Raw genomic sequence first — 14,033 nt, forward strand, 5'->3', positions numbered from 1 at the left:
CCTCGATTATTCGCAGGTAAGCAGAACCAACAAACATCCCTTTTCAGACGTTAAATCCAGCGTCTCTGGCAGAAGGCGACGCTCACCGGTAAACAGATCCCGGTAGTGCTTCCCGGCCAGCGCCTGGGGTATGGCCACGGTAGTATTGGCCCACAGCATCGCATTATCGGTGACGTCAAACACCAGGCGCGGCACGGCGACGATCAGCGCCTCGTCATCTTTGATGCGGGCATAAACGATCAGATTCTCCTCCCGCTCGCCGGTTACCTTCAGCGGCAGCCAGTCGCCGTAGCGGAAAAGCGCGGAGTAATGTGGCCGAAGCCGTAACAGCGTGGCGGTGACGTACTGCTTCACGCTGCCGTCTCGCCAGCGTTGCGCATCGTTAAAAACAGTGCCATCCGCTACGCTGAGGTTTTCCGCCAGTGCGGCGAAATCCGGTTCGCGGCGGTTATCCGGGTCGACGAGGCTGAAGTTAAGCCCCTCGCTGCCCTGGTAGATGTCCGGTACGCCAGGCGCAGTCAGTTTGATCACCGTCTGGCTCAGGCTGTTCATTAACCCAGCCCGAATAAACGGCTGGAGTGCGGCACTGAAATCACGCAGGAACAGGGTGTTATCCGGGGAAAGCAGATGGCGCACGTAGTCCAGGACCACGCTCTCGTAATCTTCGTTGCTGTCGATCCAGTCGGTACGCTGCTTGGCCTCGCGCAGGGCTTTCTCGATAAAGCCGAGGAAACGCTCTTCCAGTGACTTAAGGCCATCACGATCCTCAGGCGACAGGGTTGCTGGCCAGACGCCCGCCAGCGCCTGGAAGATCATCCAGGTGTCGGCGGCGTTCGGCGCGGTGCCATCGTTGAGGAATCGGACTTGCGTCTGGTTCATCTGCCGCCAGCGCGCCAGATTTTCTCCCCACAGATCTGGCGCTTCCGTCAGCGTATACAGACGAGCTCGTGCATCCTCGCCGCGTTTGGTGTCGTGGGTGGAAGTTCCCAGCAGCGCATCGGGCTGACGGGTAAGTCGAATGCGCATCTCCTGATGAAAACGGGAAAGTGAAAACGCGCGCGGCGTCGGGTCGGCGCCGACTTCGTTCAGGGCCAGCTCCAGGTTATGGCGGAAGAACAGCGTATCCTCTACCGATTTCGCCATCAGCGGCCCGGTCAGCTGCTGAAAACGGGTGCGGAAAAGCGAGGCCAGTGCGTGGTCATGCGCCGGCAGATCGCCGGTAAGAATACGCACGATAAGGCTCAGAGCGGGTTCAGAGGTGTTGACGCTGGCGACCACGCGGCTGAGCAGCGCCACATCCGGTGACGTCAGCCCCTCAGCGGTGCCGTAGGTGCGATACACCGGAAACGCGATAAGCAGCTCGCGCAGGGCATGGCGGATATCCTCATGCTCCACTTCGGCACCGTTATGTCCGGCCAGCTCGCTGGCTATTTTGAGCAGCGTGGTAAATTCACCTTCAAAATTACGATCGGTCATCAGGCCTTTGGCGTTGCGAAGTTCCGCCTGCCTGTCAACGGTCGTACCCAGTGTCTCGTCGTAGAGCGTCTCCAGCCGCGAGAGGTTGGTATCATCCACCAGCACTTCCGCCAGGGAGGCGATAAACTCATAGCCCGTAGTACCTGAGATGGGCCACTCCGGAGGAAGCTGTTCCCCTTTGGCGAGGATCTTCTCTACCGTGATGTAGCAATCCGGTCCGGTCGCCGCACGCAGTCGCTGCAAATAGCCCAGCGGATCGGCAAGCCCGTCCACATGGTCAATGCGCAGGCCGTCGACAACCCCGGCGTGGACAAGCTCAAGGATCAGGCGGTGCGTGTCTGCGAATACCGCCTCATCCTCTACCCGCACGCCGACCAGCCCGGTGATTTCAAAAAAGCGCCGCCATGAAAGCTGTTTCGGCGCTTCCCGCCAGGACATCAGCCGCCAGCTTTGCGCCTCGTGGATCTCAGCGATGCTCTTGCCTTCGGCATACGTGCCGGGATTAAGCGGATAGGCGGTATCATAGTAAACCAACGCCGTGCTGTCGGTGACATTGTCACGTTTAAGGGTGATAGCCCCCCGCTCCAGCTCGGCTTCAAAGGTGTCGCCAAGAAACGGCAACGTCAGGGGTCGGGACCAGTCGATATCAAAATATGCCGCATAGCGGCTCTGCCGACCGTGCTCGATAACATCGCGCCACCAGCGGTTTTCCAGCGAGGTCGACATATGGTTAGGAACGATATCCAGAATCAGCCCCATCCCCGCCTGTTTCAGCGCTGCCGCCATGCGGTCAAACCCTTCCCGCCCGCCAATCGCCGGGTCGATTTCGTTGGGGTCGGTCACGTCATAGCCGTGGGTGGAATCCGTGGTTGCGATGAAAACAGGCGACGCGTAAAGATGGCTAATTCCGAGGTCTTTCATATACGGAATCAGGTCCACCACGCGATCGAAGGTCATGCCGTTGCGAAACTGAATTCGGTAAGTAGAGGAAGGGATCATAGCGCTGCTTCTCCATCAGCAAAGCGAACAACAATGCTGTTCGGCGGCAGGTTTTCGACTGCCTCCGGCCAGCTAAAGATCGTTTTTCCGGGCAGGTCCGCTAAGGCGAGGGGCTTTTTGCCGATATTCAGCGCCAGCGACAGCGTACCGGACGGAAAACGCCAGCTCACGGCAACCATGCCGAGCGCCGTTTGCAGGACGTTACCCTCCACGGCGCCCCGCTGTTTCAGTAACGGGACGATAAAGCGTTGACGCAGCGCAATCAGTTCGCGCGTAACGTGCAGCCACGCCCTGCCTTCCTCCGTGTCTGCCTTGTTCCAGTCAAGCTTCGACCGCATAAAGGTATTTACGTCATTGGGATCCGGTACGGTTTCATCGTGCCCGGCATGGCCGGTAAACTCTTTCGCGCGCCCCTCCCGCACGGCTTTCGCCAGGTCGCCTTGGAAGTCGGTGAAAAAGAGGAACGGATGCGTTTCGCCATACTCCTCACCCATAAACAGCAGCGGGATATGTGGCGACAGGAGCAGCGCCGCGAACAGCACGCGCGTTTTCTCCGCCCCAGCCAGAGAGATAAGCCTCTCCCCCTGGGCACGGTTGCCGACCTGGTCGTGATTCTGAATAAAATCGACAAAAAACTGCGGTGGTTGCTCGCGACACTCTACTCCGCGCGATTTCCCGGTCTGAAGCGAGATTTCCCCCTGGTAGACAAAGCCCTCTGCCAGCGCCCGCGCCAGCTTTTTCTCCGGCTCAAAGGCAAAATCCTGATAATAGGCGTGTGATTCCCCGGTCGCGAAGACATGCGCGGCGTTGTGAAAATCATCATTCCATTCGGCGGTGAAAAGCGGCGTCTGACCATGCTCATCGCGCGGATGCAGGAAAATCACGTTGCGACTGTCTTCGGTGGTCAGATGGATATGCCGATCCGGAAAGGCGTCGCGGATCCGTTGCGCTATCTCGGGAAGAATATGGGTCTCAGCGTTGTCATGGATCTGGTCGATGGCGTCGAAGCGCAGACCGTCAAGATGATACTCCGAGAGCCAGAATAACGGCGCCTCAGCGATGTATTGCCGGACGGCTTCAACCTCATAGGCTATACCGTTGCCCCACGGGGTCATACGATCCTGATGGAAAAACGCCGGCGAGAGCAACGGCAGGTAGTTCCCTTCCGGGCCAAAGTGGTTGAGTACAATATCCAGCACCACGGAAAGCCCGAGCGCGTGGGCGGCATCGATGAAGGCATGAAAATCATCCGGTGTGCCATAAGCTGAGTGCGGGGCATACAGCAGTACGCCATCATACCCCCATCCGCGCGCGCCCCCGAACTGGGACACGGGCATCACTTCCAGTTGCGTAATACCCAGTTCGGCCAGATAAGGCAATTTATCGATGGCCGCCCTGAAGGTTCCTTCCCCGGTGAAGGTGCCGATATGCATCTCGTAGATCACCGTCTCTTCCCAAGGCCGCCCTTGCCATTCCCGCTGTGCGGGCAGGTTGTGACGCGGGTCGATTACCACCGACGGGCCGTTGACGTCAGCCTGTTGCGCGCGCGAGGCCGGATCCGGCACCGCCATTCCATCCTGTAAAACAAACTGATACGGCGTACCGTGTCTGACGCCGGGCACGTCAACCTGAAACCAGCCGTCGCCCACCGCCGCCATCGGAATGTCGGTGTCGGTTAAACGCAACGTGAGATCTTTCTGCCCTTCTGCCCAGACGCGAAAACGTACAACGTCATCGGAAATAAACTCAGCACCCCAGTGCCTGCGACATGTTCTGAATTCCATTCATTGTCCTCGAATGACCACATTTTACGCGGAACGAAATACAAGCTTAGACCAGGATGAACAGAGTGTTATGCCAGCAGGGTATGCCGCTTCGTCTATTATCTATTTATAACTCCCACTTAAGGAATACTATGCATATTCGAAAAGGATTAAGCACCGACCTCGCCCGTCTTGAATGTTGTGATTTTTCTTTTACGGTCGATGAGATTGCCAGAGAACCTTTTCTCAATGGTGATTTGCATATCGAGGCGCTAACCGATCCTTATCATAAAACCTATGAACTGGATCTCCAGACGCTGGAAAATCATTGCGTTAATCCCGATTCAATATTTCTTATCGCCGAAACGGATGACGGTGAAATCGCCGGTTTTATAACCGCGTCCTGCAACTGGAATAAATTTATTTCGGTGGATTACATTGCCGTGGAGCGTTCAAAACGCCGAACGGGCGCGGCGCACAAGCTGATGTCTGCCACCCACGTCTGGGCGCGAAGCCTCAATGCGCCCGGCTTACGGCTGGAGACGCAGAACGTTAATGTTTCTGCCTGCCTTTTCTATCGTCACTATGGGTTTATTCTGGGCGGTTACGATCGTTACCTTTACAACGCCCTGCCGGAAAAAGATGAGGTCGCCCTTTTCTGGTATTACATGCTGGCTTGAGAAAATATTTTATATCCGCCACTGGAATATAGATTTGTCTGAATTTGTCAATTTTGCCCGCTTACGTTTAATTAACGACTAATCTTGGAATTCACTATTAAGGAGGCCGGTATGTCTACAGGAAATAATCACACGCTGCATTACCCTCGTCCACCGTTTGCTGAACAACCGCAAAGGGCTCCCGGGCTGGCATCGGAAATGAAGCCAATACCGGATCATGGTGAAACAAGTTATATCGGGTCAGGAAAACTGGCAGGAAAAAAAGCGCTGATTACCGGCGGTGATTCCGGCATTGGTCGCGCGGTAGCCATCGCCTATGCCCGTGAAGGTGCAGATGTCGCTATTGGCTATCTGCCGGAAGAGGAGTCCGATGCGGCATCGGTCATTGCGCTGATTCAGGCCGAAGGCCGTAAAGCGGTCGCCATTCCCGGCGACATTCGCGTGGAGTCCTTCTGCGACACGCTGGTGGAAAAAGCCGTTGCCGAACTGGGCGGCCTGGATATCCTGGTGAATAACGCCGGACGCCAGCAGTACTGTGAATCTATCGACGATCTCACCACGGCAGATTTTGACGCGACGTTTAAGACCAACGTCTATGCCCCCTTCTGGATCACCAAAGCTGCGCTGCGCCATTTGCAGGAAGGTGCCGTGATCATCAACACCACTTCCGTTCAGGCGTTTAAACCGAGCGCGATCCTGGTGGACTATGCGCAGACCAAAGCCTGTAACGTGGCCTTTACCAAGTCTCTGGCCCAGCAGCTGGGACCGCGTGGTATTCGGGTAAATGCCGTCGCGCCAGGTCCATACTGGACGCCTCTTCAGTCCAGCGGCGGTCAGCCTCAGTCTAAAGTTCAGAAGTTCGGGGAAGATACGCCCCTGGGGAGACCGGGTCAGCCGGTTGAAATCGCACCGCTGTATGTGCTGTTTGCCTCCGATTCCTGCTCATACGCTTCCGGGCAGGTGTGGTGCTCTGATGGCGGTACCGGCGTGCTGTAAAGCATCCTCTCAGACCTATCCATTTCATGGATAGGTCACATTCACTCCCCTGCTGTTCTCAAAAATCGCAGTTGAACTATGATGAACTTACTATTGAGGAGCCCATCATGTTTACTGTGAAAAAACTTGCGATATCAACCCTGTTGACCGGTTCAGTTTTATTCTTTCCAGCGATCCACGCGGTGGCCAGCGTTCCGCAGCATGTGGTGAAACAGCAGGCTGGCGGCTACAGCGTTCAGGTTGGCGACAGGATTATCACCGCCTTTACGGACGGCAGCGTGCCGCAGGATCTGCACGCCTTACTGCGCCGGACGACGGCGGAAAATACCGATGCGTTACTGGCCAAAAACTTCCAGGCCAATCCGGTGGAAGCATCGATTAACGCGTTTTATATCGCCTTGCCCGGTCACAAAATCCTGGTGGATACCGGTTCCGGTCAGCTCTTTGGCCCCGGCAAAGGCGGGCGGCTGATTGAAAGCCTGGCGACCCAGGGCATCAAACCCGAAGATATTACCGATATTCTAATCACCCATGCGCACTCAGATCACGCTGGTGGCCTGGTCAAAGACGGTCAGCGCGTGTTTACCCGCGCGCAGGTCTATGTCGGCAAACCGGATATCGATTTCTTCTTTAACGACAAGAACCAGAAAAAGTCTGGCTATGACCAGAACTACTTCGATGTCGCGCACAAGACATTAAAGCCTTATCTGGATGCCGGAAAAGTGAAGACTTTCTCAGGCACCGAACAGCTTCTGCCGGGCATCAGCGGTACGGTTCACCCGGGCCACACCCCAGGTTCCGCGTTTTACACGCTGGAGAGCAAAGGTGAAAAAATTACCTTTGTCGGTGACATCATCCACGTCGCCGCAGTTCAGTTCCCGCAGCCCAACGTGACGATTGCTTACGATGAGGATCAGGACGGCGCCGCCCGGGTGCGCAACGCAGCTTTCGCTGAGTTTGTGAAAAACAAAGATCTGATTGCGGCGCCACATCTGCCTTTCCCCGGGATCGGCTATGTGACGAAAGGTGAGCGGGAAGGCTACGCGTGGGTCCCGGTGACCTATACCAACCGTGACGCAAAATAAGATGTCCCCCTCCGATATGGATATGGACCTGATCCTGACGCTGGATGCGTTACTCAGGGACCAGAATATCACCCATGCGGCCGCGCGGCTGGGCATCAGCCAGCCAGCAATGTCTGCCCGCCTGGCACGCCTGCGCGTGTTGTTTGGTGAGCCGCTGTTTGTCCCTTCCCCACACGGACGTGGGGTGTTACCGACGCCGCGCGCCGAAGTGTTAAGGCCGCAGGTCGCGACGGTTTTGCAGGGCATAGCGGCGATGCTTGAACCCACCACGTTCAACGCGCAGAACAGCAACCGCACCTTTGTTATTGCCCTGCACGAAAACCCGGCGCTAATGCTGGGGGCAGAGTTGCAGAATCAGATTAGCAGTGCGGCACCAGGTATCCGCCTGCGTTTTGCGCTCCCGGAAACCCAGCTGCTGTCAGCGCAGATGGAAAATGGCGATGTGGATATTTATATCGGCGTTAACGCGGGGGCGCACGATGCATGGGTCAGACGCAAACTGTTTGACGATGAATATGCCACAGCCCAGCGGAAAGGCCATCCGCGCGGTACGGGGCCGGTGGATCTGGAAAGCTATTGTAGTCTTTCACACCTGGTGGTTTCATCCGAGGGCGACCCGTTCGCGGGCTTTGTCGATCAGCATCTGGCGGGGCTTGGCCACCAGCGTAACGTGGTGATGTCGACGCAAAGCTATGCGATGGCGCCTGCGATTGTTGCCGGTACCGATTTGCTCTGCACCCTACCCAGGCGCATGTTGCTACGCTTTACGCAAACGCTTGATATTTTTCCGCCGCCGCTGGATCTCCCGCCGATCGTCATCGGTATGTACTGGCACCCGAAAAACAGTCAGGATCCGGCTAATCGCTGGCTGCGAGAACAGCTTCATCAGGCCGCCGGACGTCAGGTATGATCGAGGATACTCAGCAATTTTTTCAGCACCTCAGAGCGAATAATCCGGTGGCAAACTAGCGTCAGCTCGCTCTCCCGGAGTCGGTCAAGAATATCCACAAAGACGACGTTTTGTACGCATATCGCCTTCGCTGAAGCTGGCAGCATGGCGATACCAAACCCTGCCGAGACAAGGCTTATCACCGTGGGGACATCGGTGGCATTTTGCACAACGTCAGGCTGTACGCCCGCGCTGTGGCAGGCATCATAGAAATATTGCTCCAGCCCCATCCCCTCCGGGTCGCGCAGGGCGATCCACTTCTCCTCTTTCACCGACGCAAGCGTCAGCGCGGCGGAGCCCGCCAGACTGTGTTGACGAGGTAAGGCCAGCACGGCTTTTTCCGTTGTAAAAGGACGGCTTTGCAGATCGTCAGGCAGCAGCGGTAACGGGGCACGAATAATGGCCACATCCAGCTGGTTGCTTTGCACGCCGGTATAAAGGGTTTGCACGTTTCCCGTCATCATGGAAAGGCTGATGGCTGGCCATTTCTCATGTAAAAGCCGCAGCGCGTCGGGCAGCTTACTGTCGAATATCGCGCTTGAAACGCATCCGAGATTCAGCACGCCCTGTTCCCCTCTGGCCGTCTGTCTGGCATCCAGAATCGCCTGATCGGTCATAAAAATCGCCACTCTGGCTTTACTGAGAAACGCCTCACCGGCTGGCGTCAGCGTCAGGCGACGATTCGCCCGGCTAAAGAGCATTACCCCCAGACGATCTTCAAGCGTTTTGATTTGCTGGCTTAGTGCCGGTTGCGCCATGTTAAGGCGCTCCGCCGCACGATGCATGTGAAGCTCTTCCGCCACCACGATAAAATTGCGCATCAGTCGAAACTGCATACTGTGCCTTCATTATTGATAATAAAATTCATATTAAAATAGCACAAATGATGCAATTGATAGCCTTCTTCGTCCGGTTAAGAATGGATGCAATCATCCGAGGGGGAAAATATGGAAAACCACATCAACGATCTCAGAAGTGCTATCGAACTGCTTAAACGCCATGAAGGTCAATACCTTGAAACCAACCATCCGGTCGATCCTGACGCGGAGCTGGCGGGTGTGTACCGGCATATTGGTGCTGGCGGCACGGTAAAACGTCCGACGCGCATCGGCCCGGCCATGATGTTTAACGCTATTAAGGGGTATCCCGACTCCCGTATTCTGGTCGGTATGCACGCCAGCCGCGAGCGGGCGGCGCTCCTGTTGGGCTGCGAGCCCTCTGAACTGGCAAAACATGTCGGCCAGGCGGTGAAAAACCCGATTGCTCCCGTTGTGGTCCCGGCGGCCCAGGCCCAGTGTCAGGAGCAGGTGTTTTATGCCGACGATCCGGACTTCGATCTGCGTAAATTGCTTCCGGCACCGACCAACACGCCGATAGATGCCGGTCCGTTCTTCTGTCTGGGGCTGGTGCTGGCAAGCGATCCGGAAGACGCCTCGCTGACCGATGTCACTATTCACCGTCTTTGCGTTCAGGAGCGCGATGAGCTCTCCATGTTCCTTGCCGCGGGCCGCCATATTGAAGTGTTCCGTAAGAAAGCCGAAGAGGCGGGCAAACCCTTGCCGGTCACAATCAATATGGGTCTCGATCCCGCTATCTATATTGGCGCCTGTTTCGAAGCCCCTACCACGCCCTTCGGCTACAACGAGCTGGGTGTCGCCGGTGCGTTACGTCAGGCTCCCGTCGAGCTGGTGCAGGGTGTGGCCGTACAGGAAAAAGCGATTGCGCGGGCGGAAATAATCATCGAAGGCGAACTGCTGCCGGGCGTGCGCGTAGAAGAAGATCAGCATACCCACACCGGGCACGCGATGCCGGAATTTCCCGGCTACTGCGGGGAGGCTAACCCCTCCTTGCCGGTAATCAAAGTGAAGGCCGTCACGATGCGTCATCAGGCGATCCTGCAAACCCTGGTAGGACCGGGCGAAGAGCACACCACGCTGGCCGGTTTGCCAACGGAGGCCAGCATCCGGAATGCGGTGGAAGAAGCCATCCCCGGTTTCCTGCAAAACGTCTATGCGCATACCGCTGGCGGGGGCAAATTCCTTGGGGTATTGCAGGTTAAAAAACGCCAGCCTTCTGACGAAGGGCGTCAGGGTCAGGCGGCCCTCATCGCGTTAGCCACCTATTCCGAGCTTAAAAATATTATTCTCGTCGACGAAGACGTGGATATTTTCGACAGCGACGACATTTTGTGGGCGATGACGACCCGTATGCAGGGCGATGTCAGTATCACCCATCTGCCGGGGATCCGCGGTCACCAGCTCGATCCGTCTCAGGCGCCGGACTACAGTCCCTCCATTCGTGGCAACGGGATCACCTGCAAAACGATTTTCGACTGTACGGTGCCCTGGGCGCTGAAGTCCCGCTTTGAGCGTGCACCCTTTATGGAGGTAGACCCGACGCCGTGGGCACCTGAACTGTTTAAAAAATAGTATTAACCGGAAATCCTCTTCACCCTTTACGGGTGAAGAACCTCACGCTGAAATTGCCGCGTCCCCTGCTTTCTTGTAACCTTTGAGCGTTTATCACATCCCCATAAAAAATGAGACTACCGGACGCCTATGACAGCACATATTTCCAACGATCCTTTGCATGGCGTAACGCTTGAAATGCAGGTTAACGCGCTGGTTGCGCGATATGGCTGGAATGAACTGGGCAACCGAATCAAAATCAACTGTTTTCGCAAGGACCCGAGTGTTAAATCGAGTCTGAAGTTCCTGCGCCGGACCCCATGGGCGCGGGCGGAAGTTGAAGCCCTCTACCTCGACTCCCTTCACGATGACGGTAACGAGGAACAGGACGAACCGGCGTTTAATCCCTGGACGGATGGCCGGACACCCAGGAGCTAACACGCAAATGATGCGACACGTAAAACGGACTGGCGCGCTGCTTGGCTGCGCGCTTTTACTGGTAAGTTGCACTTCCAAACCACCCAAATCACTCGTTACCCCGCTGCCGCAGGCGAAACCTGTACAGCAGACTAACGAACCCATGCGCGGGATCTGGCTGGCGACCGTCTCCCGTCTCGACTGGCCCCCCGTGTCATCGGTGAATGGCCGCAGCGCGGACCAGCGTATCGCCCAGCAACAGAAGGCGCTGACGGACAAGCTCGATAAGCTGAAAAAGCTTGGGATCAACACCGTCTTCTTTCAGGTAAAACCGGACAGTACGGCGCTGTGGGCCTCTGAAATACTGCCGTGGTCAGATACCCTTACCGGGACTATCGGGGAAGACCCCGGTTACGATCCGCTCCAGTTTATGCTGGATGAAGCGCACAAGCGCGGGATGAAGGTTCACGCCTGGTTCAACCCTTACCGCGTCTCCACCAACACGAAGCCCTCGACCATCGCCGCGCTTAACCGTACCTCGTCGCTTCATCCCTCCAGCGTCTATGTCCAGCATCCGGAGTGGATCCGCACCTCGGGGGATCGTTTTGTTCTCGACCCGGGCATTCCCGAGGTGCGGGACTGGATAACCCAGGTGGTGATGGAAGTGGTGAATCGCTACCCTGTCGACGGCGTTCAGTTCGATGACTATTTTTACACCGAGACGCCGGGCTCAACCCTGAACGATGCCTGGACCTTCAGGCGCTACGGCGAGGGATTTGCGTCGAAAGCTGACTGGCGTCGGCACAATACGCAGCAGCTGATTGTGCAGGTATCAAGGGCGATCAAGCAGGCAAAGCCTGAGGTTGAATTTGGCGTCAGCCCAGCGGGTGTATGGCGCAACCGCTCCTTCGACCCGGCAGGATCGGACACGCGCGGTGCCGCAGCCTACGATGAATCCTACGCTGACACGCGAAAATGGGTACAGCAGGGTTTACTGGATTACATTGCGCCGCAGATCTACTGGCCCTTCGCCCGCGACGCGGCACGATACGATGTGCTGACAAAATGGTGGGCTGACGTGGTGAAACCGACCCATACCCGCCTGTATATCGGGATCGCGTTCTACAAAGTGGGCGCGCCTTCCAGAAACGAACCGGACTGGACGGTGAACGGCGGCGTACCGGAGCTGAAAAAACAGCTCGACCTCAACGATTCACTGCCAGACGTAAAAGGCACCATCCTGTTCCGTGAAGACTATCTTAACCAGCCGCAGACGCAGGAAGCCGTAAATTACCTCCGGAGGCGCTGGGGTAGTTGACTGACAAAAGGCAGAAACGTCCTGTTTCTGCCTTTTTTTTACGGCTTCGGCCCGAACATCGCCTCAAGCTGTTTTGCGTCTGGCATGCCCACGACCTGCTGCAGTTCGTTTTGCTCATTCAGGTAATAAATAGCCGGTGTGGCATTTGCGCCGAGACTGTCCATAAGCGTCTGGTGATTTTGCAGGATCTCAACGGTTTCCCGTGAAGCCGCCCCTTCAGGTTTAGGCAGCTTTTTACCGCCGGACAGCTCGTACTCTTTCCAGGCCGACACCGGATCTTTGGCATTCAGGATCGCGGAGGCGTTACGCCCGCTGTTCGGGTTAAGAAACGCAACCAGCAGCGTGTTGAGCTGGACCTTGCCGGCCTTCACCCACGGCTGCGCTTCAGCCCAGAACTGCTTGCAGTACGGGCAGAACGGGTCGGCAAAAACAAAGACTTTGCGCGGGGCGCTCTCCGCGCCCTCTTTCAGCGGATGCGCCGCATTGAGCTTTTTCCACATCTCGCGGCCCATCGGGGCGTAGATCTCTTTCTGGAAAAAGGCCTCGCTGAGGTTGGTTCCCTTCTCATCATACAGATAGCCAGACACCACGTGCTTTCCGTCAGGGGTCAGAAAGAGCGTCACGCCCATGTCCTGATACTGCCCCAGCCACGCTGGTGCGCCGCCGGGGGCATCAATTTTCTTAATGATTTTGATATCCTGCTGCTCACTGAAGTGCTTTACCACATCCGGAAGCGACTCCTCTGCCCTGACCAGCCCTGAAAACAGCAGAGCAGAGAGTAACAGCATCTTTTTCTTTGCTAACAGTTGAAGCATAACGACCCCTCTAAGATATTGTTTTTCAGAGTGGTCGAACTTTATTGCCCTGTCAACGCTTCATAAATATCCTTGAGGCGACTACGCAAAAATCGCACAGCTTTGTGTTTGCGGGATAATAACGCCTGCACGCTGTCGCCCGTTTCCTCCGCCAGCGCCTTCATGGTGTATCCTTCAAATTCCGTTTTTTCAAACACCTCGCGCTGTGGTGGCGGCAGTTCCGACAGGGCTTGCCCCAACTCTTCCCACAGCAGGATGTTGAGATACTCCTCCTCCGGGGTTTGCGGTACGCCGAATAACGTTTCTGCAATCTCCTGCTCCGGAAAGTCCTCGTCATCTGCCGTCAGGTACCCCGGCAGTGAAACCTCATGCTTTTTTCGCGCCCGGTCGATCATCTCATTTCGCGCGGCGCGAAACAGCCAGGCGGCGACGTTCTCGACCGGTTGTTCCACTTTCATCAACTGCCAGGTCACTTCCTGAAGAATATCATCGACATCATCACGAACCGCAGTCCGTCCGCGAATGAAGGCTTTTAGCCGTGCGCGGCAGGCATTGAGTGCCGAGATCAGTAATGATTCCCCCGCCTCACCGGCTTTCATATCGCTCACTCGGCTTCCGGCGCTTTCGCAGCGTTATCATCTCGCTTCTCATCCCGGTCATCGTGCCACCGGCAATGACCATGACGCCCAAATCCCGCCCGACGCTGCTGAATGAAGGCTTCACGTTGTTCGGGGGTCATATTCATCCATTGTGCGTGCATACGGCGGTGTGCACCGAACATGCCTGGACGAAAACCCAGCCCACCGAAAAGAATGCGGCTCAGCAGCAGGATCCCCAGCGCCTGCCAGAAGCCAATGGCTTTAACCCCCAGGATGGCCGGGAGCAACGCGTTCCACAGGGACATGACCAGCAGGCCAAGCACCACGAACAAGACTGCGCCTATCACGATGCCCTTGTACATACGATGGCGGCCCAAACCACGTCCGTGACCTTTTCCGTGCATATCAAAATTTCTCATGTGTACCTCGTTTATGTTGAATGATTATGGTCTCTGATGAGGTAGACGGATGAGGAACAGAAATATTGCCGGGGAAAGATAAAATTTATGTGATAGCGGCTTTGTACGG

At 56.3% G+C, this 14,033-nt stretch carries 13 protein-coding genes; 7 read left to right on the forward strand and 6 right to left on the reverse strand.

What is annotated here, in order from left to right; genetic code table 11:
- Nucleotides 1–6: 6 nt before the first annotated feature.
- Complete coding sequence (gene treY / locus ACQG0S_RS11035; RefSeq protein WP_169441114.1) at nt 7–2,475, reverse strand: malto-oligosyltrehalose synthase; 2,469 nt, start codon at nt 2,473–2,475, stop codon at nt 7–9.
- Entirely contained in the window at nt 2,472–4,259 is a 1,788-nt protein-coding gene (gene treZ / locus ACQG0S_RS11040) for a malto-oligosyltrehalose trehalohydrolase (protein WP_048966639.1), read from the reverse strand. The genes treY and treZ overlap by 4 nt, the downstream gene beginning before the upstream one ends.
- 131 nt (nt 4,260–4,390) lie before the next feature.
- Here treZ and ACQG0S_RS11045 point away from each other — a divergent pair, with 131 nt between their 5' ends.
- The 4 genes from ACQG0S_RS11045 to ACQG0S_RS11060 all read left to right on the forward strand — a co-directional run bounded on the left by ACQG0S_RS11045 (nt 4,391) and on the right by ACQG0S_RS11060 (nt 7,909).
- Nucleotides 4,391–4,918: a GNAT family N-acetyltransferase gene (locus ACQG0S_RS11045; RefSeq protein ID WP_022648161.1), complete on the forward strand. Its 528-nt coding sequence runs from the start codon at nt 4,391–4,393 to the stop codon at nt 4,916–4,918.
- 111 nt (nt 4,919–5,029) lie between these two features.
- Nucleotides 5,030–5,914 (forward strand): SDR family oxidoreductase, encoded by an 885-nt coding sequence (locus ACQG0S_RS11050; protein WP_022648162.1) that lies wholly within the window; start codon nt 5,030–5,032, stop codon nt 5,912–5,914.
- Nucleotides 5,915–6,021: 107 nt separating this feature from the next.
- Nucleotides 6,022–6,999, forward strand: coding sequence for an MBL fold metallo-hydrolase (locus ACQG0S_RS11055; protein ID WP_048966638.1), 978 nt, complete (start codon nt 6,022–6,024; stop codon nt 6,997–6,999).
- 1 nt (nt 7,000) lies between these two features.
- The gene (locus ACQG0S_RS11060; RefSeq protein ID WP_048966637.1) at nt 7,001–7,909 is read left to right on the forward strand and encodes a LysR family transcriptional regulator; all 909 of its coding nucleotides are present in this window, start codon (nt 7,001–7,003) and stop codon (nt 7,907–7,909) included.
- On the opposite strand, the gene ACQG0S_RS11065 is transcribed toward ACQG0S_RS11060, so the two are convergent.
- Nucleotides 7,900–8,784 carry a LysR substrate-binding domain-containing protein gene (locus ACQG0S_RS11065; protein WP_048966636.1) on the reverse strand — a complete coding sequence of 295 codons (885 nt, stop codon included), beginning with the start codon at nt 8,782–8,784 and terminating at the stop codon, nt 7,900–7,902. The two genes, ACQG0S_RS11060 and ACQG0S_RS11065, sit on opposite strands and share 10 nt — an antisense overlap.
- 111 nt (nt 8,785–8,895) lie before the next feature.
- Between ACQG0S_RS11065 and ACQG0S_RS11070 the strand changes: the two genes are divergently transcribed.
- From ACQG0S_RS11070 to ACQG0S_RS11080, 3 genes are all read left to right on the forward strand, one after another.
- Nucleotides 8,896–10,377: a UbiD family decarboxylase gene (locus tag ACQG0S_RS11070; RefSeq protein ID WP_048966635.1), complete on the forward strand. Its 1,482-nt coding sequence runs from the start codon at nt 8,896–8,898 to the stop codon at nt 10,375–10,377.
- 129 nt (nt 10,378–10,506) lie between these two features.
- Nucleotides 10,507–10,794: a VF530 family DNA-binding protein gene (locus ACQG0S_RS11075; RefSeq protein WP_023300148.1), complete on the forward strand. Its 288-nt coding sequence runs from the start codon at nt 10,507–10,509 to the stop codon at nt 10,792–10,794.
- Nucleotides 10,795–10,801: 7 nt separating this feature from the next.
- Nucleotides 10,802–12,091 carry a glycoside hydrolase family 10 protein gene (locus tag ACQG0S_RS11080; RefSeq protein WP_045622689.1) on the forward strand — a complete coding sequence of 430 codons (1,290 nt, stop codon included), beginning with the start codon at nt 10,802–10,804 and terminating at the stop codon, nt 12,089–12,091.
- A gap of 38 nt (nt 12,092–12,129) precedes the next feature.
- Here the strand turns inward: ACQG0S_RS11080 and dsbG are convergent, their stop codons facing one another.
- From dsbG to ACQG0S_RS11095, 3 genes are read right to left on the reverse strand one after another with little or no spacing between them, the layout of a single operon-like run.
- Complete coding sequence (gene dsbG, locus ACQG0S_RS11085) at nt 12,130–12,906, reverse strand: thiol:disulfide interchange protein DsbG (RefSeq protein ID WP_022648169.1); 777 nt, start codon at nt 12,904–12,906, stop codon at nt 12,130–12,132.
- 41 nt (nt 12,907–12,947) lie between these two features.
- Complete coding sequence (locus ACQG0S_RS11090; protein WP_169441116.1) at nt 12,948–13,505, reverse strand: RNA polymerase sigma factor; 558 nt, start codon at nt 13,503–13,505, stop codon at nt 12,948–12,950.
- Nucleotides 13,506–13,510: 5 nt separating this feature from the next.
- Nucleotides 13,511–13,924, reverse strand: coding sequence for a hypothetical protein (locus ACQG0S_RS11095; protein ID WP_045622692.1), 414 nt, complete (start codon nt 13,922–13,924; stop codon nt 13,511–13,513).
- Between the last annotated feature and the right edge of the window lie 109 nt (nt 13,925–14,033).

It is taken from the genome of Enterobacter cloacae complex sp. 418I7 (assembly GCF_050030705.1).
Taxonomy (GTDB): domain Bacteria; phylum Pseudomonadota; class Gammaproteobacteria; order Enterobacterales; family Enterobacteriaceae; genus Enterobacter; species Enterobacter intestinihominis.

Bases quoted from the DNA above. Each gene is read 5' to 3' on its own strand.
- treY (WP_169441114.1), bottom strand. From the start codon at position 2,475: ATGATCCCTTCCTCTACTTACCGAATTCAGTTTCGCAACGGCATGACC.
- treZ (WP_048966639.1), bottom strand. From the start codon at position 4,259: ATGGAATTCAGAACATGTCGCAGGCACTGGGGTGCTGAGTTTATTTCC.
- ACQG0S_RS11045 (WP_022648161.1), top strand. From the start codon at position 4,391: ATGCATATTCGAAAAGGATTAAGCACCGACCTCGCCCGTCTTGAATGT.
- ACQG0S_RS11050 (WP_022648162.1), top strand. From the start codon at position 5,030: ATGTCTACAGGAAATAATCACACGCTGCATTACCCTCGTCCACCGTTT.
- ACQG0S_RS11055 (WP_048966638.1), top strand. From the start codon at position 6,022: ATGTTTACTGTGAAAAAACTTGCGATATCAACCCTGTTGACCGGTTCA.
- ACQG0S_RS11060 (WP_048966637.1), top strand. From the start codon at position 7,001: ATGTCCCCCTCCGATATGGATATGGACCTGATCCTGACGCTGGATGCG.
- ACQG0S_RS11065 (WP_048966636.1), bottom strand. From the start codon at position 8,784: ATGCAGTTTCGACTGATGCGCAATTTTATCGTGGTGGCGGAAGAGCTT.
- ACQG0S_RS11070 (WP_048966635.1), top strand. From the start codon at position 8,896: ATGGAAAACCACATCAACGATCTCAGAAGTGCTATCGAACTGCTTAAA.
- ACQG0S_RS11075 (WP_023300148.1), top strand. From the start codon at position 10,507: ATGACAGCACATATTTCCAACGATCCTTTGCATGGCGTAACGCTTGAA.
- ACQG0S_RS11080 (WP_045622689.1), top strand. From the start codon at position 10,802: ATGATGCGACACGTAAAACGGACTGGCGCGCTGCTTGGCTGCGCGCTT.
- dsbG (WP_022648169.1), bottom strand. From the start codon at position 12,906: ATGCTTCAACTGTTAGCAAAGAAAAAGATGCTGTTACTCTCTGCTCTG.
- ACQG0S_RS11090 (WP_169441116.1), bottom strand. From the start codon at position 13,505: ATGAAAGCCGGTGAGGCGGGGGAATCATTACTGATCTCGGCACTCAAT.
- ACQG0S_RS11095 (WP_045622692.1), bottom strand. From the start codon at position 13,924: ATGAGAAATTTTGATATGCACGGAAAAGGTCACGGACGTGGTTTGGGC.